The sequence below is a fragment of the Maricurvus nonylphenolicus genome, from assembly GCF_042854845.1.
Classification (GTDB): domain Bacteria; phylum Pseudomonadota; class Gammaproteobacteria; order Pseudomonadales; family Cellvibrionaceae; genus Maricurvus; species Maricurvus nonylphenolicus.
The window spans coordinates 5,390,467-5,414,098 of sequence record NZ_AP031498.1 but is presented as its reverse complement, the minus strand read 5'-3'; the positions used below and the strand labels follow the sequence as shown (position 1 = coordinate 5,414,098).

The 23,632-nt window shown below is 50.8% G+C and carries 19 protein-coding genes; 7 read left to right on the top strand and 12 right to left on the bottom strand.

Annotated features, from left to right (window positions below; all coding sequences use genetic code 11):
* The first annotated feature begins 34 nt into the window (after positions 1 to 34).
* Positions 35 to 1,063: a glutathione S-transferase family protein gene (locus ACGHZ6_RS23495; RefSeq protein ID WP_390616504.1), complete on the top strand. Its 1,029-nt coding sequence runs from the start codon at positions 35 to 37 to the stop codon at positions 1,061 to 1,063.
* Between the two features lie 20 nt (positions 1,064 to 1,083).
* On the opposite strand, the gene ACGHZ6_RS23490 is transcribed toward ACGHZ6_RS23495, so the two are convergent.
* On the bottom strand, positions 1,084 to 1,326 hold the full coding sequence (locus ACGHZ6_RS23490; protein ID WP_390616503.1) for a hypothetical protein: 243 nt from the start codon (positions 1,324 to 1,326) through the stop codon (positions 1,084 to 1,086).
* A gap of 143 nt (positions 1,327 to 1,469) precedes the next feature.
* A complete protein-coding gene (gene serA / locus ACGHZ6_RS23485) occupies positions 1,470 to 2,699 on the bottom strand; it encodes a phosphoglycerate dehydrogenase (protein ID WP_390616502.1) in 1,230 nt (409 codons plus the stop codon).
* 249 nt (positions 2,700 to 2,948) lie between these two features.
* On the opposite strand from serA, the gene ACGHZ6_RS23480 reads away from it, so the two are divergent.
* Positions 2,949 to 3,623 carry a fumarylacetoacetate hydrolase family protein gene (locus ACGHZ6_RS23480; protein ID WP_390616501.1) on the top strand — a complete coding sequence of 225 codons (675 nt, stop codon included), beginning with the start codon at positions 2,949 to 2,951 and terminating at the stop codon, positions 3,621 to 3,623.
* Here the strand turns inward: ACGHZ6_RS23480 and ACGHZ6_RS23475 are convergent.
* Positions 3,620 to 4,630: an AraC family transcriptional regulator gene (locus ACGHZ6_RS23475; protein ID WP_390616500.1), complete on the bottom strand. Its 1,011-nt coding sequence runs from the start codon at positions 4,628 to 4,630 to the stop codon at positions 3,620 to 3,622. The two genes, ACGHZ6_RS23480 and ACGHZ6_RS23475, sit on opposite strands and share 4 nt — an antisense overlap.
* A gap of 178 nt (positions 4,631 to 4,808) precedes the next feature.
* On the opposite strand from ACGHZ6_RS23475, the gene ACGHZ6_RS23470 reads away from it, so the two are divergent.
* Positions 4,809 to 6,470: an AMP-binding protein gene (locus ACGHZ6_RS23470; protein WP_390616499.1), complete on the top strand. Its 1,662-nt coding sequence runs from the start codon at positions 4,809 to 4,811 to the stop codon at positions 6,468 to 6,470.
* Between the two features lie 222 nt (positions 6,471 to 6,692).
* On the opposite strand, the gene ACGHZ6_RS23465 is transcribed toward ACGHZ6_RS23470, so the two are convergent.
* The 4 genes from ACGHZ6_RS23465 to ACGHZ6_RS23450 form a co-directional block, all read right to left on the bottom strand.
* On the bottom strand, positions 6,693 to 7,928 hold the full coding sequence (locus ACGHZ6_RS23465) for a serine hydrolase domain-containing protein (RefSeq protein ID WP_390616498.1): 1,236 nt from the start codon (positions 7,926 to 7,928) through the stop codon (positions 6,693 to 6,695).
* A gap of 230 nt (positions 7,929 to 8,158) precedes the next feature.
* Positions 8,159 to 9,415 (bottom strand): Y-family DNA polymerase, encoded by a 1,257-nt coding sequence (locus ACGHZ6_RS23460; RefSeq protein ID WP_390616497.1) that lies wholly within the window; start codon positions 9,413 to 9,415, stop codon positions 8,159 to 8,161.
* Complete coding sequence (gene umuD, locus ACGHZ6_RS23455) at positions 9,415 to 9,849, bottom strand: translesion error-prone DNA polymerase V autoproteolytic subunit (protein ID WP_390616496.1); 435 nt, start codon at positions 9,847 to 9,849, stop codon at positions 9,415 to 9,417. The genes ACGHZ6_RS23460 and umuD overlap by 1 nt, the downstream gene beginning before the upstream one ends.
* Positions 9,850 to 10,081: 232 nt before the next feature.
* A complete protein-coding gene (locus ACGHZ6_RS23450) occupies positions 10,082 to 10,462 on the bottom strand; it encodes a VOC family protein (protein ID WP_390616495.1) in 381 nt (126 codons plus the stop codon).
* Positions 10,463 to 10,725: 263 nt separating this feature from the next.
* On the opposite strand from ACGHZ6_RS23450, the gene ACGHZ6_RS23445 reads away from it, so the two are divergent.
* Entirely contained in the window at positions 10,726 to 11,067 is a 342-nt protein-coding gene (locus ACGHZ6_RS23445; RefSeq protein ID WP_390616494.1) for a hypothetical protein, read from the top strand.
* A gap of 41 nt (positions 11,068 to 11,108) precedes the next feature.
* On the opposite strand, the gene ACGHZ6_RS23440 is transcribed toward ACGHZ6_RS23445, so the two are convergent.
* A complete protein-coding gene (locus ACGHZ6_RS23440) occupies positions 11,109 to 12,098 on the bottom strand; it encodes a helix-turn-helix domain-containing protein (protein ID WP_390616493.1) in 990 nt (329 codons plus the stop codon).
* 142 nt (positions 12,099 to 12,240) lie between these two features.
* Between ACGHZ6_RS23440 and ACGHZ6_RS23435 the strand changes: the two genes are divergently transcribed.
* Positions 12,241 to 13,203: a phytanoyl-CoA dioxygenase family protein gene (locus ACGHZ6_RS23435; RefSeq protein WP_390616492.1), complete on the top strand. Its 963-nt coding sequence runs from the start codon at positions 12,241 to 12,243 to the stop codon at positions 13,201 to 13,203.
* 27 nt (positions 13,204 to 13,230) lie between these two features.
* Here ACGHZ6_RS23435 and ACGHZ6_RS23430 read toward each other — a convergent pair whose 3' ends face one another.
* From ACGHZ6_RS23430 to ACGHZ6_RS23415, 4 genes are all read right to left on the bottom strand, one after another.
* Positions 13,231 to 15,297 (bottom strand): TonB-dependent receptor, encoded by a 2,067-nt coding sequence (locus ACGHZ6_RS23430; protein WP_390616491.1) that lies wholly within the window; start codon positions 15,295 to 15,297, stop codon positions 13,231 to 13,233.
* 30 nt (positions 15,298 to 15,327) lie between these two features.
* Positions 15,328 to 17,760, bottom strand: a complete 2,433-nt coding sequence (locus ACGHZ6_RS23425; protein WP_390616490.1) for a PQQ-binding-like beta-propeller repeat protein — start codon at positions 17,758 to 17,760, stop codon at positions 15,328 to 15,330.
* A gap of 5 nt (positions 17,761 to 17,765) precedes the next feature.
* Complete coding sequence (locus tag ACGHZ6_RS23420; protein ID WP_390616489.1) at positions 17,766 to 18,809, bottom strand: VOC family protein; 1,044 nt, start codon at positions 18,807 to 18,809, stop codon at positions 17,766 to 17,768.
* 249 nt (positions 18,810 to 19,058) lie between these two features.
* On the bottom strand, positions 19,059 to 21,413 hold the full coding sequence (locus ACGHZ6_RS23415) for a TonB-dependent receptor (RefSeq protein WP_390616488.1): 2,355 nt from the start codon (positions 21,411 to 21,413) through the stop codon (positions 19,059 to 19,061).
* A gap of 429 nt (positions 21,414 to 21,842) precedes the next feature.
* Between ACGHZ6_RS23415 and ACGHZ6_RS23410 the strand changes: the two genes are divergently transcribed.
* Together ACGHZ6_RS23410 and ACGHZ6_RS23405 are read left to right on the top strand one after the other, a co-directional pair.
* Positions 21,843 to 22,601 (top strand): SDR family NAD(P)-dependent oxidoreductase, encoded by a 759-nt coding sequence (locus tag ACGHZ6_RS23410; protein ID WP_390616487.1) that lies wholly within the window; start codon positions 21,843 to 21,845, stop codon positions 22,599 to 22,601.
* A 12-nt stretch (positions 22,602 to 22,613) separates the two neighbouring features.
* A complete protein-coding gene (locus ACGHZ6_RS23405) occupies positions 22,614 to 23,600 on the top strand; it encodes an alpha/beta fold hydrolase (protein WP_390616486.1) in 987 nt (328 codons plus the stop codon).
* The last annotated feature ends 32 nt before the right edge of the window (positions 23,601 to 23,632 follow it).

The window sequence follows — 23,632 nt, the reverse complement described above, 5'->3', positions numbered from 1 at the left end:
ATAAGCAAGTGTTAGCTTGCAAGAGGGGGAGAAAATGTCACAGACCATCAAGTTAATCGGGGCGCCACAGTCGCCCTATAGTCGTAAAATGCGCGCTGCCATGCGCTACCGGCGTATACCTTACCAATGGTTGCGCCAGGGTTCAGAAGCCACTCAGGGGCAGCCGCCTGTCAAGCTGGCCAGCATGATTCCGGTGTTATGGTTTGCGCACGAAGATGCCAGTAAAGACACCGCGATGCTGGATTCAACCTTTCAACTGCAGCATTTGGAAACCTTGTTTTCCGAGCGCAGCCTGGTGCCCGACGATGCCGTGGTGCACTTTTTCAATCAACTGTTTGAAGACTTCGCCGATGAGTGGATGACCAAACCCATGTTCCACTATCGCTGGCATGAGCAACAGGATATCGATAAGGCGGGTACTATTTTGCCGTTGGAGGCACGCTGGTGTCAGAGCGATGATGACGTTGCACCGATGCAAAAAATGTTTGCCGAGCGACAAGTGGGGCGCCTTGGTGTGGTTGGCTCCAATGATGTTACCAAACCCCTGATTGAGGAAAGCTACAGCAATATATTGGCGGAGTTAAACGGTATTCTATCTCAGCAACCGTTTGTGATGGGGCAACGCCCAGGTGCGGCTGATTTCGCCATTTATGGCCAGCTGATTTGTTTGGCCTTGTTTGATCCCACGCCAGCGTCTATTGCCTTGCGTGAAGCGCCACGTGTGTATGCCTGGGTGGAAGCCATGGAAGATACCTCCGGTGAATTGATCAGCGATGATGGTTGGCTTAAGCGCGAGCAGCTAGCTGAGATGTGGTCACCGCTGCTGCAAGAAATTGGTCGTACCTATGTGCCGTTTTTGTTGGGTAATGCTGCAGCTTTGCAAGCCGGCGATGAGCAAGTAGATTGTATGATTGATGGGCGCCGCTGGGTACAAAAGCCATTCCCTTATCAGGGGAAATGTCTGGTGTGGTTAAAAGAGGCTTTCGATGCGTTAAACGAAACCGATCAGGCCTTTGCCTTGCAGGTGATGCAAGGCAGTGGTTGCGAGGTATTATTTTCTTAAATCCTTTTATGGGCAGGCTTTTATAGGCTGCCCATTGTTTTGCCTTTCTGACAGCCACCTTCATACCAGCGTTGTTTATACTTCTTACGCGCTTTTTGCCACTTATTCATTTTGCTGGCCGAACCACCCTGTTGACGTAATTTTGTGTACTGATCGATTTTCTTTTGCCAGCTCTGGCATTGTTTAACACTGGCTTTGCTCGCCAATAAGTTGGGACTGGCAAAAAGAAACAGGATAAAAATAAAAAGTAGGTGGTGTTTCATAACAATTCCTTTTGTTGATGAAAATGGCAATGTTATTTTGCTTGAGTAAGGGTTTGTATCAGGTAAAGGTATGGAGTTTTACTTTCGACAGACATAAAAAAGGGCCGAACAAGTCGACCCTTTTTTACTGCAGCGTGTCCTATTTAGAACAACACACGACAACGTACAGTGCCTTCAATTTCACGCAGCTGCTTCAGCGCTACATCACTGTATTCAGCATCGATATCCACAACCACATAACCGACGTTTTCGTTGGTTTGCAGGTACTGGGCGGCGATGTTGATGTTGTTGTCGGAAAACACCTGGTTAATCGCAGTCAGTACACCCGGTACGTTTTTGTGAACGTGCAGCAGGCGGTGTGCATTCGGGTGGCTTGGCAGGGCAACTTCAGGGAAGTTAACAGACGAGGTGGTAGTACCGTTATCGGAGTACTTGGCCAGCTTCTCGGCAACTTCCAGACCGATGTTTTCCTGCGCTTCCATGGTGGAGCCACCAATGTGCGGGGTCAGGATCGCGTTGTCGAAGGCGCGCAGTGGGCTTTCGAATTCTTCGTCGTTACCTTTCGGCTCAACCGGGAATACGTCCACGGCACAACCAGCCAGGTGCTTGGATTCCATGGCGGCAGCCAGAGCTGGAATATCAACTACAGTACCGCGGGCAGCGTTAATAAAGATAGCGCCCTGTTTCATGGCGGCGAATTCGGCTTCGCCCATCATGTCTTTGGTGGCGGCAGTTTCTGGAACGTGCAGGCTTACCACATCGGCTTTGCCCAGCAACTCGTTCATGTCGCGAACCTGGGTGGCGTTACCCAGTGGCAGTTTGCTTACAGTATCAAAGAAGATCACCTTCATGCCCAGGGATTCGGCCAGTACCGATACCTGAGAACCGATGGAACCGTAACCGATAATACCCAGAGTTTTACCACGGGTTTCGAAAGAGCCTACGGCAGACTTGAGCCAGCCACCGCGGTGACAGACGGCGTTCTTCTCGGGGATACCGCGCAGCATCAGGATGGTTTGACCCAGTACCAGCTCGGCGACCGAGCGGGTGTTGGAGTAAGGCGCGTTAAAGACGGCAACGCCGTGCTCTTGCGCGGCCTTCAGGTCAACCTGGTTGGTACCGATACAGAAACAGCCCACAGCGATCAGCTTGGGCGCATTCTCAAAGACCTTGCGAGTCAGCTGGGAGCGGGAGCGAATACCGACGAAGTGAGCGTCTTTGATCTTCTCGATCAGCTCTTCTTCCGACAGTGCAGTCTTCAGGTATTCGATGTTGGTGTAACCCTCGGCTTTGAGGGTATCAATCGCCGACTGGTGAACACCTTCCAGTAACAGAAAGCGGATTTTGTCTTTACCCAGAGAGGTCTTAACCATGGTGTGCTTCTCTACTCAGTACCGGCCGGCCCGATTGTGGGGCAGCCATTAAAAAATGGGGCGGCATTCTACCACAATTGTTGGGGATTACGTGGCTTTTTTAGCCCCAAGTTGGGCAGTATTTGTACAGGCTATAGCCGCTATTTTAAGGGTTGATATAAGACCGATACTGTCGCTTGTGAGGGTTGCTATCCGGCGGCTGCAGGGGGACACTTAGCGCCTTTCAATGGATAGCTAGGAAGTAGGTTTATGTACCAGCATCAGTGGCAAGACGGCAGTTCAGTGGATTGGGTACCTGGCAAGGTGGTCTGTGTCGGGCGCAACTACGCTGATCATGCCCGCGAGCTGAATAACCCGGTGCCTACCGAGCCCATCCTGTTTATCAAGCCGGCCACGGCTATGGTTGCGGCGGCTGAGCCCTTTAGCATTCCAGCAGATCGAGGTGTGGTGCATTTCGAAACCGAGATGGCCCTGCTGATAGGTAAAACCCTTAGTGACGCTGATGAGGATGAGAGTCTGGCGGCCATTGCCGGTGTGGGACTGGGCTTCGATATCACCCTGCGCGAGCTGCAGGACAAACTTAAGGCCAAGAGCCACCCCTGGGAAGTGGCCAAAGCCTTCGATGGTAGTTGTCCGTTGTCAGCGTTTGCGCCGGTATCTGAGCCGCTGGATTGGGCCAATATCGCTATCCAGATGTCCTGTAATGGTCAGCTGCGCCAGGATGGCAATAGTGAGGCGATGATTACACCGGTGGCACGTTTACTGGCTTACACCAGCCGTATCTTTACCCTGCAGCCGGGGGATGTGGTGATGACTGGCACGCCTGCTGGAGTCGGCCCGCTACAGGCTGGGGATAAGTTGCAGGCAACCCTGTCCTGCCAGGGGCAAACACTGGTTGAGCTGGCGTCGTCCGTTAAGGGCTAAAGCTGGTGTTCTTCCCTGTATTGGCCCGGTGTTGAGCCGGTCCACTTCTTAAAGGCCCGGTTAAAGGCGCTGGGCTCTGAGAACCCCATCAGGCGTACCAGTTCGCTGATGGGGGTGTCCATTTTCACCAGATGATAGATGGCCCGGTCGCGGCGTACGATGTCTTTGATTTCCTGATAGGTACTGCCCTCTTCCTTCAGGCGTCGGCGCAGGGTTTGCGGGGTGGTAAACAGCTGACTGGCCACCGCTTCCAGGGGCAGGTTTTCTACCCCGTCTTCACTTTGCAAAATGCGCCTTACCTTGCCGGTAAAGCTGTTATCGCTTTGGTAGTGGGCGAAAATGTAGGTTTCAGCATTGGGGATAAAGTGGGCCAGGGTTTCTGCGGTTTGCACCACCGGTTGTGACAGAAAACGTTTATTAAAGACTACCTGGTTTTGTGGCTGATGATAATACACCCGGCAATTGAGGCTGCGCTCAACCACGTCATCAAAATCCGAGCTGGCAAAGGTAAAGTGGGTGCGCTCCAGCACAATGGGTTTGTCGGTCATCCAGGCAATCCAGCGCAGATAGATCACAAAAGTCGACATCAGAAAATAACTGATATCAATGCCCTCGACGCAGTCCGGGTCAAAGGTCAGGATAACGTCTTCGCCCTTCTCTTCCATCTGCATAATGTAACTAGGGTTGATCAAGCGAAAGAAACGCTCGGCCCGCCGCAGCATATGGCCAACGTTATTGCAGGTAATGGTGGCATGGCAGGCCATGGCAAAACTGCCGCGCGGCAGAGGCTGCTTTAAAAAACCCGAGGCTTCGTCTTGCAGCAATTGCCATTTGGCAATCACAAAGCGGTTGAAGTCGTCCTGTTCGATGCGAAGTTCCGGTTTTTCGTGCAAATCTTCGGGCAGGCCGCAGGCTGCCAAAATTTCGGCCTCGGTCAGTCCCTGGGCAAGCATGCCTTGCATGCCCTTGACGATAAATGAGCTGGGGTAACTGGCTATTTCTTCCATCCGACTAATTTATCATACGCAGTCACAAAATGGGCCAAGCAGAAACTCAAATCGGGCTGTTTGGCCATTGCTTTTGTCGCCATAGATCAACGGGCGGGTTACGCTTGTCTATTATGATGGTGAGCTTTGTACTTTATTTAATAACACAGATTAAAGAGCGAAAAGCCGGAGTAGAGTGATGTCAGATAGCTGCCCAATGCCATTGGAGCGTTTTTACCACTGGGAGGCCACCAAGCCAGAGAGTGTTTTCCTGCGCCAGGCCAAAGATGATGGTTGGATTGAATACACCTGGGGCGAAGTGGGTCAACGCACCCGCAAGCTAGCCAGTTTCCTTAAGTCAAAAAATTATCCTGCGGGTAGTCGTGTTGCGATTTATGCACAGAACTGCCCGGACTGGTTTGTGGTTGACTTTGCTATTCAAATGGCAGGCCTTGTCAGCGTACCGCTGTATCCCGGGCAGGCGCCGGCATCCATGCAATATGTGATGGAGCACAGTGAGTGTCAGCTCGTCTTTGTTGGTCATGCCGATAAGCCGGAGGATATAACCTCTGCCAGTGGCGATCTGCCGCGGGTGGGTATCTACGGCTGCAATGTGGACGTGGAAACGGATCTTGAAGCTATCTGCAACGAGTACGATGCGTTGCAAGATAATCCGCTGCCGGATATGAACTCCCTGTTCACCCTGATGTATACCTCCGGTACCACCGGTAACCCTAAAGGCGTTATGCATCACTACGAGAATGTATCCTGGGCGGTACAAAAAATGAATGAGGACTTGGGCCTCAACGAGGAAACGCGTTTCTTCTCCTACCTGCCGCTGTCACATACCGCCGAGCGAGTGCTGGTTTTGCTCTACAGTGTCAATGCCGGTGCCGTGGTGTCCTTCCCGCAAAATATGGAAACCTTTAACGCCAATCTACGCAGCGTGCGGCCGACTTTCTTCTTCTCGGTGCCGCGGTTGTGGAAAAAGTTTAAAGAGGCCGTAGAAAGTAAATTACCTGCTGATGTGATGGATGCCATGCTGGCCGATCCTGAGCAGGCTGAAGGTTTAAAGCAGCAGATTCAAATTCAGCTGGGGCTGGATGCTTGTGAGGTTATGATCACCGGTTCAGCGCCCACACCTCAGGATGTTCAGGACTGGTTTAAAAAGCTGGGCATGCCCATGCGTAATGGTTACGGCATGACGGAAAACTGCATTCATGGTTGTGTGTGTATGGACGGCACCGAAACCGTGGGTTCAGTGGGCAGGCCCTTTAACGGTTGTGAAGTAAAAATCGGCGAGAACAACGAAATTCTGTTTAAGTCGCCAGCCATGATGAAAGGTTATTATCTAGCGCCGGAAAAAACCGCAGAAGTACTGCGTGATGGTTACTACCATACCGGTGACACCGGTCATATTGATGAGCAGGGTTGCCTGCACGTTACTGGCCGTTTGAGTGAAGCTTTTAAAACCACCAAGGGTAAATTTGTTAAACCATCGATTATCGAAGACGTGATGGCGGATATTTCCTGCCTGGGGCAAATGTGTGTGATTGGTCACGGTATGGAAGCGCCAGTCTTGTTGGCAGGTTTGAATGAGGTGGGGGTGACCATGGATCGTGAAGCGATCAATGCCCTGATCACTAAAGAGCTGCCTGAACTGAATAAACGTTTGGCGGCCCATGAGCGTGTTGAGCAGGTATTTATTGTCAGTGATGAGTGGACGATTGATAACGAGTTGCTTACTCCAACGATGAAGATGAAGCGCAATGCGATTGTCGATCGTTATCAGGCCTGGGTGGAATCCGCTTCGGCGTCTGATTTGATCGTATGGGAAGCAAAGGAAACTGCAACCGCTTAATTTCTGTCCTGCACAGTGCCGGGGTCTGACCCTGCGGGTCAGACCCCACCGCTTAGGCTGCGCTTGGGTAGTTCTTTATCCGGGGTACGACCCGCAGGGTCGGACCCCTAACTTCTCACTGGGCAAATAATAAACGGGTTTTCAAAACCCACAGCAGACACGGCTCTTGCCCGCTTATCCACAGCTTTCTCATGCAGTGTTCCAGTGAATGTGTGGATGTAATTATTCTTCCATACTGCTCGCGATGGCTTGAAAGAAATTTTCGTATTTTTCTTTCCAACCGTCTGGGTCGTCAGTGAACTGATAGTTAGCAGAATAGAGTGCTATCACCAGATTCTTCTCCTCATTCACAAACAGATACTGGCCGTGAATGCCCGAGGCATAAAATTCCCTGCCGTTAGGTTCTACCGGCGTCCACCACAGATAGCCATAACCAAACGGTTTTGCTGACAGCGGGTTGTCTCGACCTGGAAGCTGGTAGGGTTTTAGTGGTGTAGTCGACGCCATTACCCAGGCTTCCGGCAGCAGTTGTTTACCCTGCCATTCACCGCGCTGCAGCATTAGCTGACCCACTTTGGCCAGGTCTCTCAAACTCATGCTTAAGCCACCAATACTTAACTCCATACCCGTGACATCGGTAACCCAAGTGGCATCGTCCTCGGCGCCGAGCGGTTGCCACAGTTTTTCGTGCATATAATCCGTCAGACTGCGTTCACCCAATACCGAGCGAATAACCATGCCGGCCATTTGCGCCTCCATACTGTTGTAGCCCTGGTAGGTGCCGGGTTTGGCTTTGCTGGTTAATGCCAGCATAAAAGGCTCTATCGGTTGATCGAAGGCGAAGGCTTTTTGGAAACGACTCATATCGGTGTCAGTGCGGGAATAGTCCTCAAAGAAATCGACACCACTCGACATCTCCAGCGTATTGGCAATGGTCGCATTGTCCCAGGCTGAGCCTTTGAATTGCGGTAGGTATTTAATGACCGGATCATTGACATCATCAATCAGTCCGTCGGCAATCGCAAAGCCCATGATGACAGAGGTCATCGACTTGGCGACGGAGAAGGCAAACTGTCTTTGCGATTGACTTAATCCGTGCCAGTAATCTTCAAAGATCATGTGGCCGTCTTTTACTACGATCAGTCCAGTCACCTGAGCTTGCTGCAAAAAATCATCGCTCACCAAGGTTTCGCCTTGGCTTTCGAATGAGGTGGGCCAAAGCTTGTCTTGCAGATTGGTTGACGGCGCAGTTGGCAAGGGGGTGGGTTGAGATGACTTGCCAACCACATGATGGTTGTACTTGGTGTCTGTGAGCCTGAGGTTGCTGGCGATGGTTGCTTTATCGTTGCTGGCCGCAAACAGAATTCTCTCAACGATATGTCCATACTTAAATCCGGCTGCGGCTATCGCTAGCAGAATGATTAACAATGCCGATAGCATCAAAGACTTCTTGTTCATCTCTTTCCCCTGAACCTTCCTGATGGTTTTTATTGTTTGCGCTGCAGAAATCGAAATGATAGTGCGCTTGATGGCGTTGGTGTGTCAAGCTGCTTGCACAAATAGTAAACGGGTTTACCAAGCCCGCATGGGATGTGGTTCGTGGCTGCTTATCCACAGCTTGCTCATGGAGTGATTCAGTGATTGTGTGGATGTAAATATTTCTATTTAGATCGTATTGTCAAAAAGCATTATCCAAGCATAACTCTGGGGATATCTTGCCAACGGGTAGTATAAGCCGGGGATAAAAATGCCTGCCGCATACGCCAGCGTTTTTTTTGGCCTTCGGCGGCGAGAAAGGCGCTACCGTGGCCATAGCGATGGTTTATTTTATCCAGTGTTTTCATCAGCGCTTCGCTGCGTGGATTATCAGTTGGGTAAAAGAAATCCCGTTGTTGAAAATCCTTGCTGCGGATATCGATTAAGCCAACCCCGGCGCGAGCGTACAGGCGGTTGGGGCGATACAGTTGCTCAACCGCCAAACGGGCGTAGTGACTTAACACCCGGGTATCGTCGGTAGCATAGGGCAGTTCAACAACCTGTTGACCGTGGTAGGGTTCTTCTTCAAAGCGTGAACAGCTGATAAATACCTGCAGGGCTTTAGTTTCTGAGTTTTGATCGCGCAATTTTTCAGCCGCACGGGCAGTGTAGGCACTGATACTGGTTTGCAAGCTGTACAGGTCGCCGGGTTTGTGACCAAACGAGCGGGTGCAGTAAATTTGTTGGCGTGGCTCGACGTCGGTTTCCATATCAATAGCCGGCGTGCCGTTAAGTTCGGTAATCGTGCGCTCAATATTGACGTTGAACTCGCGGCGCATATGTTTGGGATTGGCGCGCGCTAAATCCAGGATAGAGCGAATACCCATAGTGTTTAAACGTTTGCCGGTGCGGCTGCCTATCCCCCAGACTTTGGTTACCGGTAAGCGGGCTTGAACCCACTGCCATTTTTCCGCTGTATCCAACAGGCATACGCCATCCAGGCGGCTGATTTTTTTCGCCGCATGATTGGCCAGCTTTGCCAGAGTCTTGCTTGGTGCCACACCGACGCTAACTGGCATACGCACATCACGCCAAATACGTTGCTTGATTTCCTGGCCGTAAGTTTTTAAATCATCGGGTAGGCCATCGAAGGATAAAAACATTTCATCAATGGAATAGACTTCCACCTCGGCGGCATACTCGCGCAGAGTGGTCATCACCCGATGGCTGATATCGCCGTAGAGGGTGAAGTTGGCGCTAAAGATGCTAACCCCCTGTTGCCGTAAAAAGCCTTTCAACTTGAAGTAGGGTTGCAGGTCGGGAATGCCCAGGCGCTTGGCCTCCTTGCTGCGGGCAATAATGCAGCCGTCGTTATTACTTAACACAATTACCGGTTTATCGCGCAAGTCCGGGCGAAAAACTTGTTCACAGCTGGCATAACAGCTGTTGCAGTCCACCAGAGCAAACATTATGTGGTTTGCCTGTTGGTTTTAGAGCGCTGCTTGCGATCTTGGCGAATATGGTGGCGAATCGAGTGAATCACCACCCCTTCAATAATCAGTTCACTGTTATCGCCAATCGGTACCGGGCGCATGGCGTTATTAGCGGGCAATAGCAGACGCCGCTGTTTGTCGAGAATTTTGCAGGTCAGCTCACCGTCCAGTGCGGCCACCACAATATCGCCGTGCTCTGCCTCACGGGCACGATCCACTATCAAGGTATCGTTATTGAAAATACCCTGGTCTTTCATTGAGCTGCCCTGCGCCCGGGCCAGATAGGTGGCGCTGGGATGTTCAATCAGGTGCTCGTTAAGGTCCAGCTGCGCCTCGATAAAGTCGTCAGCAGCACTGGGAAATCCGGCCTGAACCGCATGGGCAAATTTGGGGAGTTTAATAACCTTCATACCTACAAATACTGTATATAAGTACAGTATTTGTCAAGATGACAATAGTCGACAAATCACGCCATAGATAGCGCTGGCCAAATAATAAACCGGTTTAACAAGTCTGCGTCAGATGGGGCTTACAAGGGGTTATCCACAGCTTTCTTATCTGTTGATTCAGATAATATGTGGATGTAAATTTTTCGCAGGGAGGGGAGTGCTTGGCGGTACATCTGACCGCCAAGCGAAGCCGTTAAGGCATGCGATACATAGTGCAAATCTTGTTACCCGCAGGGTCACGCAGGTAAGCCAGATACATTTTCAAACCACTACCTTCACGCACACCCGGTGGCTCTTCACAGGCTGTACCGCCGTTGGCCAGACCTGCGGCGTGCCAGGCATCAATTTCTTCTGGGCTGCTGGCAGCAAAGCCGATAGTGCCACCATTGGCGTGGGTTGCAGGCTCGCCATCAATGGGTAAGGTCAGGATAAAGATGCCGGTCTTGGACATATAGAAGCAGCGGCCTTTCTCATCCATGACACCGGGCTTCTGGCCCAGGGTGTCGAAGATGGCATCGTAAAAATCGCGCGAGGCCTGCATATCATTAGTGCCGACCATAACATGGCTGAACATAGTCTCTCTCCGTAATTATCACATTATGTGTGACTAACCTTAACTGATTAGTCATTGGTAGGGCTATTGGTATTTGTGCCAATTCATACGAGCGTTTAAGTTAATTGGATCACAGGGAATATGGAAAAAGTTGTTCAATGCCGAACATTCTAAGCACGGCTGGACAGCTTATGGGGGCTGGCACATAGTAAAAGTAGGTTCAGGTTACGGAGTAACGCGAGGTTGCCAGGGCTGGTTCAACGTTCCAGTGGTGGAGGTTAACCATGAACACCCTATCCGTAGAAGGCTGGCACAAGCCTGATATGAATTCCCCTTCCATTCCCATCGGTTTGCTGAATTTCCGTGTTTCAGAACAATATCACCTGCTACTGGAGCGGGCTGAAGATGAGATGGAGCAAACCCACGAGCCAGAGCGCTTTATCGATATTGATATGGATTCCATGGAGCTGGAAACACCAGCAGAGTGCGGCGCATTAAAAGATTGCCAGTTGCGGGTGTATCTCGATCAGCGTGAGCACCGTGGGCAATTCCATTTGATTGCCCACCGGGCGTCCGATGACTCGCTGGTCTATAGCAATGCGGTGATGATTGACCAGTTGGGCTGAAAGGATTGACCAGTTGGACTGAAAGGTAAGAGGGCTTAGCTTTAGCTGCGCCGGTCGTTACGAAAGGCGGCCGGTGTGCAGCCAAACGCCTTTTTGTAGGCTCGGTAAAAGCTGGGGGTATCCTTATAGCCGGTTTTTTCTGCGACCTGATCTATCGAGAGGGTGGAGTGCTGCAATAAATCATTCGCACGTCTCAATCGGTGCTGACTGACAATCTCCCTGTAATTTAAGGCTTCCTTTTTTAAGCGGTAACGCAAAGTTCTTGCTGACGTATTGAGCGTTTGAGATAACTGCTCTATTGATGGGTAGCTGTCGTAGTTATCCAGTAATTTGATAATTTGATTGGATAGCGCTTCTTCCTGCCCAAGGCCCTTTTTAATCTTCTGGCAAACTTCTACAAATTGTGATTTTGACACTTCATCGTGCCTGGGAAGGGATAGGGCAAGGACTTCTTTAGGTATGTAAAAACAGGCTTGGGTTTTGTTAAATGCCAGTGAGATAGGCAACAGTGCTTGCTCTTCTTCTGAAAGTGGGGAGCAAGGAAGCTCGGCCTTTATGTCTTTGGGAACAAAGCCAAGTAATTCATTAAAAGACTGGGCAGCCCCAGTAACAAATGCCAATGCGTGGAACTCGGTGTAGGCATCACTGATTTCCGGAATGAGTGCCGATATTTTAGCCCCGCTTTTTTGTTGGCTCTGTGTCACACCAAAAGGCACAAAAACATCAGCGTATTCAAAAATCAGGTTGATAGCATCTTCGAAACAGGCGCAGCTCATCATTGCTGCACCCAATGGGCCAAAATGCGTAATGGTAATTGACTGGCCAAATGTAATCCCAAGAGCGGGGTCATTGGCTTGTTCAAGTGCAATAAGGCATGCAGTTTGAAACGTGTGATCGTCAACGAAATCAGAAGGATCTTGAGGAAGTTTCAGATCCTGCTTATCCCAGACATCAAGAATATCAATAGCATGCTTCTGCCGGATAAGCTTGGCCAGGTGGTAAAGGTACTTAACCGGAGAGCGATTTTCCATAGTCGGTAATGGCGCTGGTAGAGCCCACTTTATCAAATACAAGTTGCCTGAAATGCTAACAGGTTAGCCGATTGTGCCATTATTTAATAGCGCAGGCTGACTTATTCTGTGTCTGTAATCAAGACGCCAAGAGGCATATCACATGGCAGTAGCAGCATCCCCTATCCGCAAGTTAACCCAGGAAGAACTAGACGCTTATGAAAGAGATGGCGTGATAATGGTGAAAGGCCTGGTTGATAAGAACTGGCTGGAAATGATTGAAAATGGCATTAATGAAGCGTTAAACAATGCGTCACTTTATGGTCGTTATGTTTCCCGCATTGCTGATGGTTACAATATGGATTCCTATTTGTGGAAGCATACTGAGAGCATTCGGGATCTCATTTATTACTCGCCTTTTGCCTATTGGGCGCAGCAATTGATGGGCAGCGAAGAGGTGCGGTTTTTCTATGATCAAATGTTTGTTAAAGAGCCCGGTGTGGATGCTCCAACCCCCTGGCATCAGGATCTATCCTTTTGGCCATTAAAAGGCAATCAAATCTGTTCGTTCTGGATTCCCTTGGATAATGTCACTCAGGAAAACAGTGCGTTGCAGTATGTAAAAGGTTCTCATAAATGGTCTGCGCGTTACAGGCCTGTCTCACCGGGTGCGGACCCCATTGGTATGGACTCGGATTTGGAGGTGGCACCAGATATTCATGCAGAAATTGAAAAGTACGACCATGTTTGCTGGGATATGGAGCCGGGCGATGTAACCATGTTCCATCCTCTGACATTACATGGCTCTTCCGGCAATAAAACCCGCAAACACAGACGGCGAGCATTGGCATTGCGTTGGGTGGGAGATGATGTTGTTTATGCGCCAGAAAATACAGCGATCCCACTGCCCTATAAATATAACGGTCAGGCAGGTAAACAGGTGAGTGGTCCGTTGTTTCCTCGCATTCTTCCTAGTCATGTACCTACGGAGCGAGCTCATCGCGCTAAAGGCGTAGAGTCCCAATTCCATTTGGGATCTTTAAAAACGTTACTTAAGTCACGTGTATCAGCGGCAAAATTAAAACTAAAGGGAGTTAATAAAGAAGCCTTTAAAGAGACATGGTAGTGGGCTAGATAACACAAGCGAAGTTAATTAATAGTGAATATCTATACCAAGATAGAGCGCGCGAGGCTCTCCCGGAAAGTAGCGGTCTCCCGAAAAGCTACTGTAATCGGCGCGCTCGGCATAATCTTCATCGGTTAGATTAAGAAGGCGCGCGCTCAGCGCAATATCTTTGTTCAACTGCCAGCGACCGCGCAGGTTAAGCAGATCGTGACCTCCATAATCGTGCAGATTTTCCGGGTCGGTGTAGTAACTGCCCTGATGTAGCCATTCCATTTCAAGGGCGGTGTTTTGTGTCGGTGTCCAGCTCAAGCGCAGGTTGCTGAAAAAGCGCGGTGCAGAATCGACCTGATTGCCGTCAATGGCAATGCCATTGAGCGTGCGGTTGTCGTCGTACTGATGCTCGGCATAGGTGGCGCTTAGGCCCAGTTGCCATTGTTCTGTCAGGTTAACATGCAGGGCGGTTTCCAGGCCGTGATGGTGAGTTTCACCGTCGGCGACATTAAAGAAATCGGAATCGCGAAAGATCACGTTTTTCTTGCGCATGGCAAAGGCAATCACTTCGTAATATAAACCCTGTGCTTCCCCACGTAGACCAATCTCAATACTGCTCAGGGATTCAGAATCCAGGTCGGCCACTTCCTGTTCCCGTTGTAAACGATAAAGCTCTGTTGCTTGCGGCGCGCGGAAGCCGTGAGAGAGGTTGGCGAAAATCTGATGATTGTCGTCAAGTTGATAAATGGCGCCGAGTTGTGGCGACCAATTATTAAAATGATCGGAGCGATCAGCCGGGCGGCTGTAACGGCAGCCACCAAAACCGCAGACGGTACCGTCTTCTTGCGTGCGACCGGTGAGCATGCGGTTGTCATAATCGTACTGCATGGATTCGAAACGCAGTCCGGCATTAACAGAGAGTTTCTCGCTCACAATCCAGTTGGTTTGAGCAAAGGCGGCAGCCATCAGAGCATCAACACGATAATCATAGTGTTTGCCTTGCGGTATCGTCGCCTGCAAAAAAGCGGAGCCTTGAGTTGGTGCGGGCTGGCTTTGTTTGAGGCTGCCCTTGCTGAATTCCATATCGATACCGGTTGTCAGCAGCAGAGAATCACTCAGAGTTATATAAAAAGCACTCTGTGCCCCAACACTGGTTTGTTGGTTTTCTTCCAGTGGATCACCGGGTAAAAAGTGCTGCAGAAAATCCATTTCTGCATGACGCAGATAGGGCGTTATTTGCCAGTGCAGATTTTCGTTATGGCTATAAGCGATTCGGGTAGCCAGGCGTAAGGCCGAGGCATCCCGGTAGGCTTCCGGGTTTGGATTACTGTCTTTCAGGTCGCTATCGCGATAAGCATTAGTGCCGTTGACATAACCGGCGGTTTCCTGATTTAAATTGGTGAGCAATAAACTGGTGCTGAGGCTAAGTGCATCATCAGCATATTCATGGCGCAGTAACAACTTTTGGTGATCGAAACCTGAATCATCGCGATAGCCGCCATCGTGGCTTAGCATCACATCAGCTCTAAATCCCTGTTGGCCGGACTGCAGATTGTGGCTGGCTGTTAGACGGGCGTAATCGTGAGGCCCACCTTCCAGGCTTAGGTGGCCTGTGCCATTTTCAGCGACCGAAGGCGTTAAAAGGTTAATCACACCGTGCATGGCGTTGGAGCCATAAAAAGCATTACCCGGGCCGCGAATCACTTCAATCCGTTGCGCTAATTCCGTCGGTGCTTCAAACAGTTCGTTGATATTGCAAAAGCCTGCTGCCCGCAATGGTATGCCATCGACAGTAGACAGCACACTGCCACAACCACCTGCACCGGTCAGTACCGGTGAGCGTAAGGCGGGCAAATATTCCTGGCCGTTGCCGCGGGCAATATTGGCACCGGGCACACGCGCCATGACTTCCTGAATATGCACCGGTGCGACAAGTGTCAGTGCTTCGCTATCAATCACCGTGGCGCTGCTGGTGAGCTGTTTGATCGGTGTGGCACTGCGATTGGCAGTTACTACCAAGGTTTCCATGGAAAGTGGTTCTGCAGCCAAACTGCATGCAGGCAGTAACAACAGTGCGGACAAGGATTTTTTATATAACTTCATAGTAACAACGGTACTGATTTCTTAATGGGCTTAGTTAATCGCATAAGCGATCACATAGCCACCTTTTCCATCCTGGATACTTTGTGAATCTGTGTAGGTTCCCGTTTTAGGGTCGCGCGGATAGCGCCAGCTGGGATTGGGAATCGTCACAATTAAAAACTGTTTGCCGGACTTTTCCGACAGGTAAGTCATCGGGGTGGATTGGCTGCTGCCCGGTAATTCCTGAGCCCACTTAATTTCTCCGGTTCGCAAATCAAAAGCGCGCACTGTGCGGTCCATGGTTGAGCTGACAAAGGTCAATCCACCTCGGGTTGTCAGAGTGCCTGCGCGAACCGCGACACCTACATTAAACGGCAGGCCGGATCTCAATCCGAAGGGGCCGGAATCCTTCATGCTGCCCAAGGGGCGGCTCCAAAGCAACTCTTTGGTATTGAGGTCGATAACGGCAATACGGGACCAGGGCGGTTCAAAGCAGGGAACGCCTGTGGGCAGGCGGGCCATAAACGGCTGTGGCATACCATAGTAACGAATACGGACGTGGTCATAGGGGTCGTTGGGATCTGGTTCGCGAGCCTCAGGCAAGGGCGCATCGGGATCCATCCGCACGGCAGGATGATGCTCGCCTAGCACATACCTGGCTATCGGTCCGGCCTTGGCTACTTGTTCGGGGGTGAACAGCATAAGTCGATGGGCCAGTAGCATGGGGGCGGCTACTAACAGGCCATTGTCTGCATCCACCGAGACACTGCCCCAGTTAAAACCACCAAAATTGCCGGGTGCAATTAAGGTGCCTCCTGTGGTGGGCGGTGTATACATGCCCTCATAGCGTAGCAGTCGGTATTCAATGCGACAGGCCAGTTGATCCAGCGGTGTTAATCCCCACATGTCTTTTTCGTGCAGATAGGGATGAAAATTTGGTAGCGCGGACACCGGCTGCGTGGGCGAGAGGTATTCGCCGTACTCCGGGGCTTGGGGAACTACGCGTTCCTCCATGGGGAAGACCTGCGTACCGTCGCGTCGGTCCAGCAGGAATATATCGCCCATTTTGGTGGGCACTGCAACGGCAGGGACGCGTTCGCCATCGTGATCCACATCAACCAGCACCGGTTGGGCTGGCAGATCGTAGTCCCAAATGTCGTGATGCACGGTTTGATACTTCCAGCGGGGTTCTCCGGTACCCGCATCCAGCGCTACTACGGCCGAAGACCATTCATCATCGTAGGGCCGACGCTCGCCACCGTAATAATCTGGTGAGGCGTTTCCTGTGGGCGCGAATATTAAATCCAACTCTGCGTCGTAACTCATGATCGACCAGACGTTGGGTGTACCCGGTGTGTAGGTTTCACCTTGTTTTGGTTCGCCATAATATCCTGGGTTACCCAAGTCCCAGGCCCAGGCGAATTTTCCAGTTAAGACATCGAACGCACGCAGCACACCGGAAGGCAAGCCAAGATCTTGGGAGTCCAAAACCAGTCCGCCGACCACCAAAACATCGTCAGCTACCAATGGCGGTGAGGTAACGTAATATTGGTTGGGATGATGTTCACTGAGTCCCTTGCGCAGATCCACTGCGCCCTCAACGCCAAAATCAGTGCAACGTTCGCCAGTCATAGCGTCTACGGCAATCAGTCTTGCATCCACCGTTCCCGTCACGATTCGTTTTGGGCACTGACCACTGTAACCAGCGGGGGCTTCGTGATAGCTGAGACCACGGCAGGTTTTTGCGTATTGATGTTTGGCGGGGAAGGTTACTTTCGGATCATGGCGCCAGACCTCTTTACCGGAATCACTGTCGACGGCCATCATCACATTGCCGGAGCCGCATAAATACAACAGCCCGTTTGCCTGTAATGGCGTCATTTTAAAATCGTTGGAGACGCCGGTGCGGTAGCGCCAGACTTCCTTAAGTTGACCAACAGTTTCGGTGTTGATCTGCTCAATTTCCGCAAAGCGAGTACCACCGTCCGTATTGCCGTACCGGCGCCAGTCGGTAATCGGCGCACGGTCCGGTAGGGTACGTTCGGTGCCCGTACCGTTTTTTTCGTAGGCGTGGCCGGCGGCAAGCAAAACCAAAGCGCAGGCCAACAATGGAGAGCCGATCCACGGAAGTGCACGTGGCTGAGAGGATGCCGGATCGGCTTTCAGTGACTGACGATACCAGGGTGTGAAAAACCACAGCCCCAATCCCATCCAGGCGCCAAGCCGAGGCAGTAGTGTTAATAGATATCCGTCAGCCTCGAATATTGACCATACAAGGGTAGCGCCCAGCAATGCACCATAAATCGGCAGCGCGTACGCGTTGCGACGTTCAACCATCAGTGCCGTGGTCAGCACGGCGATGCCAGCAGCCACATAGTAGACACTGCCACCAATATAGGCGAGATATCCACCGAGCAGCGTCAGGTAAAGCCCGATAAAAATGAGTAGCGAGAGAAAGGCCCAATGGGCGATACGTGCGGCCATGGTACTTACGTTCCGTTATCAACAAAATTCTGAGACGAAAAAGGGGCGTCGTCGGCAATCTTCTGGAAACCCAGCAGATTGCCATCCGGATCGCGGCCAAACAGGATTTCACCGCCATCCATTGGTTTGGATTCCAACACCAGTTCTCCGCCTGCCGCAAGCAAACGTTCACGGGCCGCATTGAGATTGGCAACGTCAAAAACAACCATGTTATAGCCCAGCGCTTCCAGTGGTCGGGGCGCAGCTGGCGTCTCGGTCGGGTGGCTGTGGTACTGAATAAGTTCCAGTTCCAGATTGCGCACTTGGAACCAAGCCATTTCAATCTTTGAATCCGGCAGACCGGAGATCTTGTCAAAGTTTTCTCCAGAGAGTTTTATGAATCCGCCAACGCGACGAGGCTCCCCCTGCAGCAGAGCCGAATAAAAGTCTACAGCCCGGTCGATATCGGGTGTGGACAACGCCACTTGCCGAATACGATATTCGTTCTTGGGAGGACCTGGCAGGTCAAGTGCAGCGATATCGACATGTTCGATCTCAACAATGGTTTTGTCATGATCATGCGCGTAAGCGTAGTAGACGGGGTTCCGCTTGAGCAGCTGTACTATCTCCCGATCACCAATGTGTGTTGCACCGCCCTCAAGAAAACGCTCGTAGGCGTTGTGTTTTTGAGCTGCCTGGTAGCAAACGTGAGCAATGCCCGGTCCGTTAACAGGGACTGGCTCGGTATTTAGGGCTTGTATGGGCGAGTCGTCAAACTCCATAAATAGCACTTGAGCATTGGCACTTTTCATCAGTCGAGTTGAGACACGGGTATCTTCTCGGCCGGATAGCGCATCAATCACAGCCGACTGCTGAATGTCTGCTTCCCGGGCCAATTTTAGATCAAAGGCGTTCTGATACAGGGCGGTTGATTGCTCCAAGTTGCTGACAGACATACCGACGAAGTTAATACCTCGCACCACGGCGTCGTCTGGCCGAGCAGAAAGCTCACTTTGGGTGCATCCTCCCAAAAGCATTAGGGACAAAATCGCAATGGACAAATTACGCATATCGAGTTTCCTAATTAAATTTTAGACCTGAATTCTATGTTAGTTGTGCGGCGACGTTTTGGGTCAGCTGATGTAAGTCACGCCGTAGACGCCCATTGATTAAGGTCAGGATAAGAAGACCGGTGAATAAGCTACGAAACATAAAAAAATCCTGCATCGCTAAAACAAAAAGGACCGACTGCAGCACAGTCGGTCAAGTGGCAAACGAGATGCCTTGTGAGATAACCTCGGAGATACTTAAAAAACGACTTAGTCCCAGTGATAGGTGAACTCAACACCGTAGGTGCGTGGATCCAGTAAGCGCAGTTTACGGAACAAACCCACCAGGCTGGCTTCGGCGCTGCCGCCGGTGACACCCTCATCATCGGTAATGTTCTTAACAAATGCGCCCACTTCCCAGCGGCCTTGTGATTCGCTGAGTGTCAGGTAGGCATCCACACGTTCCCAGGAGTCATAGGTATAATTATTGAATTCACGGCCCTGATATTGATCCTGCCAGTAGTAATCCAGGCGATAACGCAGTTCCATCTGGTCATTGAGGTTCTGGGTATACTGAGCGCCAACGTTAAAGGACATTTGAGGGGCGTTGGGTAGGTCATTACCTTCAACGTCCTCGGTGATGGGGAGGCCGCCAACGCTGCCCAAGGACGTATTGGGCAGTGGGTCGGAAGAGACAATTTCAGTATCAAGGAACGAGGCGCTGGCATTAACCATCAGGTTTTCTGTCACCAGATAGACACCTTCCAGTTCCAGACCTTGAACTTTCACCTTCTCGGCATTGAAGTTGACGCCGACACCGTTAATCAAACCACCAACCTGATAATCGCTGTAATCATAATAAAACGCGGCGGCATTTAGCTGCATACGATGATCAAGTAGCGTGTTTTTGGTGCCAATTTCGAGGGCATCGATAAATTCCGGTTCAAAGGTTGGCAGCTGACCGTTGCCTGGGTTTAAACCGCCACCTTTATAACCACGGGATAAGGTGGCATAAACCATGGTGTCATCGGTAAAGGCCAAATCCACGTTCCAGTTTAGGTTGAGCTTACCGGTCACTTCTTCCCAGTCGCCTTTGGCTTCAACAAAGTTGGTCACCAGGCCCAGGCTGTTGGCGCCAGAGGTGGAGCGTTTTTTGTCTTTGGTGTAACGCAGACCTGCCGTCAGGGTCAGGTCTTCGGTGAGGTCGTAATAGAGTTCACCAAAGATGGCCCGCGATTCACTTTTAAAATCAATTTCATTGGTAAAGCCGCCAGTTATCGTGGGAAGGGCGGGATTTAGGGCGTTAGCGACGGGGGTGTGCATAGCGGGTATATAACTCGCGCCCCAGAAATACGACTCAGACTCGGTATAAGATACACCGGCGAGGAAGTTCAGCGGCCCTTCAAAGTCAGAGGCAATACGGAACTCTTGGGAGAACTCTTCCAGATCCCGATGGTTGCGCTGGGTGGGGGAATAGTCACTGCGGCTTTGCAATTCGCCGTCGTAAAAATATGTCAGTTCGCCGTTTGGTGTAAAGATTGTTGTATTAAATGCATCGGGGGCGGCTGCCAGATCAAAATCGCGGAATTGATCGGTCTTGTTGTCTTTATAAGCCGTCGTTGATGTCAGGGTCAGGTCGTCGGCGAGGTTAAAATTCACTTCCAGTGACGCAAAGGTTTCCTCAACGTCGAACGTGGGGTCGGTATCTATACTGACGGTGCGTAAATCCTTAGGGTTAGGGTTATTGGCATAGCGGTCTGCTTTGATAAGACCTAATGCAATCCCTGTGGCTTCGGCGCTGCCGGGATAATCAGCGGGATAACCAATGGTGGTGCCGGTATCCGGTGCACAGCCAATCGTCGGGTCAGGTTTACAGGCAACTTTTACCGCAGACTGGCGATCACTGTCTTCTTTGAAATGCTGCACGATGAGTGTGGCATCAGCGCTATCGCCGAATTCAAACCGTGTGGTACTGCGAATCGAATACTCATCGCGACCATCGATATCGGTGTTGTTAAATTCATTTTCGGTGTAACCGTCGCGCCTTACTGTATTGAAGGCAAAACGCTGGGTAATGCTGTCGGTAATCGGGAGGTTAAGTGCGCCTTTGGTCCGAATTGAGCCAAAGTTGGCGACTTGAGCGCTTAAGTTCAGTTCAAAAGCATCGGTGGGTTTGGCGGAAATGGTATTGATGACGCCACCGGTGGTGTTGCGTCCGAACAGGGTGCCCTGTGGGCCGCGCAAAATTTCGATACGCTCCAGGTCGTAGTTTTCACCGGTGGGGGCAATCGGCATGCTGTTGAATGACGAGCTAACCGCAGGGTCGGCACCACCGCCCAGCACACTTTGTCCCACACCGCGCAGGGTGGGGTTTGTGTTTTGGCCGATCATTAAGTTAGGAACGGCAAATTGTAAATCCAGAGAGTCCTCGATTTTAGAACGCTCCAGCATGCCGGCATCCAGTGCCGTTACGGCGATGGCAGTATCTTGCAGATTGGTCTCACGTTTTTCTGCCGTAACAATAATTTCTTCCAGCATAAAGTCCGTGTTTTGCGCTTGGGTATTCACCGAAGCAGTCGTCGCTGCCAGCAGTGCCAGACACAGTTTGTTTTTAGAAAATTGCATTTCCACCCTCTCCAATATTGTTATGTGTTGTTTTTATGATCACTAAATTAGAGATTTCACGACAAGGCGTCAAGCCTTATTGTAATAATCGTCACTAAATTTGGGGTGAGGAAGATTTTTATTCGATAAATTCTACAGTTTATAGCCGTGTAAGCGCTTGATTTGATTGGCTATTGCCTTGTCTATATGGGTTTTACAGTATTTTTTTACTGTTGACGCTGAGTTTAGTTATTTTTTATCATTGCTGACGGTTAGTCAGTTGCTTTAGCAGTAAAACTGATTTTTACACTGCTTAAAAGATTAGTTAGTTATAATTTTGGTGAATGTTGGGGTATAAAGCGCGGTTATCTTAATAGGTTTTTCTGCTTTATTGTATTTATGTTCAATAGTGCTGAGTGAGATGCCTCGGTGTGTTCAGGAGTTGAGTGGATGTTTGAGTTAGTAGGGCATGTAGCGATAGTTACCGGGGGAAATGGCGGTATTGGCTTGGCGTTCGGCAGGGGGCTTGCCAGGGCAGGCGCTAGTGTTGCCGTGTGGGGCAGGAATACAGAGAAGAATGCTACTGCGGTCGCAGAGCTACGCGCCTTGGGCGTTGACGCGGAAGCGTTCGAGGTAGATGTGACGAATGTGGATGAGGTGCGACGGGCGTTTGATCATACGCTAAGCCGCTTTGGCAGAGTGGATTCGTGTTTTGCTAACGCCGGAGGGTCGGGTGTGCGTGGTTACCTGCATCAAACCAGCGAGGAAAGCTGGAATCAGGTAATCGACCTTAATGTAAACAGTGTTGTTAATACCTTTAAGCCTGTAATCAGTTATTTATTGGAGACACAATCGCCCGGAAAATTGGTGGTGACATCATCGGCTGCCGCATTAATGGGAACGGGTTTTGGGGCTTCCTATGCGACAACCAAGGCGGCGGTGGTTGGTTTGGCACGTTCACTGGCGGTCGAGTTAGGGCCTAACAATATTCAGGTTAATGCACTGTTGCCGGGATATGTAGAAACGGATTTTGTCGTGGAAACGCCGCAGGCATTTAAAGATGCTTGTAAGCGTCGCTCCTGTTTACCGCGTCGCGCGCAAGCAGAAGACCTGGAAGGCGTGGCTGTATTTTTGGCCTCCAAGCACAGCGATTTTATGACCGGTCATGCCTTGGTGATGGATGGTGGTCATACCATTCATCCGATGTAGTTGGGTGGCTCAGTGGTGGTGCGTGTTATCCTGTCGCTTGTTGCATTGTGCTTTGGTGGTTTGAGTCATGCGGCCAGTGAAGCGGTAAAGGTTTATAGCCAGTTGTACCCTTCGTCGCCGATGTTGACCGAGGGTTATGCCCAGGTTGCTGGTCGGCGGTTGCACTATGTAACGGCGGGTGAAGGTCCTCTGGTGATTATGCATCATGGCTTTCCCGGTTTTTGGTATGTGTGGAAAAACCAGATAGCGGCTTTGTCTGAATCCTACCGGGTGGTGGCATTGGATGGGCTGGGGGCTAACCTGTCGGATAAGCCGCAACAACTTTGGGCCTACGATATTGGCAGGCTTGCCGAAGGGCTTGATTTGCTGGCGCAGCAGTTGGCTGGAGATGAGCCCTTTATTTTGATCGGCCACGATTGGGGTGGGGCGTTGGCTTGGTCCTATGCCCAGCAATACCCTCAGCGCTTGCACAAACTGATTGTGCTTAATGCACCGCCCTATAATTTGTTTCTCGATTTGTTGCGTGAAAACAAGCAACAACAAAAAGCATCAACCTATGTGGAAGTACTCAAGCAGCCTGTAGTGGAATATATGTTGACTGCTGGGGATGCCTATTTGATATGGCGGTCGGCTTATCAGAAAGCTGTTGGCAGAGAGTTCCTAACCCAGAGGGAGGGAGAATTGTTCCGCCAGGCTCTGGCTGTGCCTGGCGCGGTAGCTGGAGGCATTAATTGGTATCGGGCCAATGTGCCAAAGGTAGACCATATAAGTGTGGAGGATTACTGGCCGCGTTCTAATCCTGTAGTCAGGGTGCCATCGCTGTTGGTATGGGGCGAAAAAGATAAAACCTTTGTCCCCGAGTTTTTAGAGACGCTGCCGGGTTATGTCTCCGATCTCACTATTGAAGTGATTGCCGGGGCGGGGCATAAACCTAACCTGTCGCACCCACAGCAGGTGAATCGGCTGCTGCGCCAGTTCCTGTGTGATAGTGAGTGCTAAGTTGTGCCTGTGTGGTAAGATTGATCGCTCAA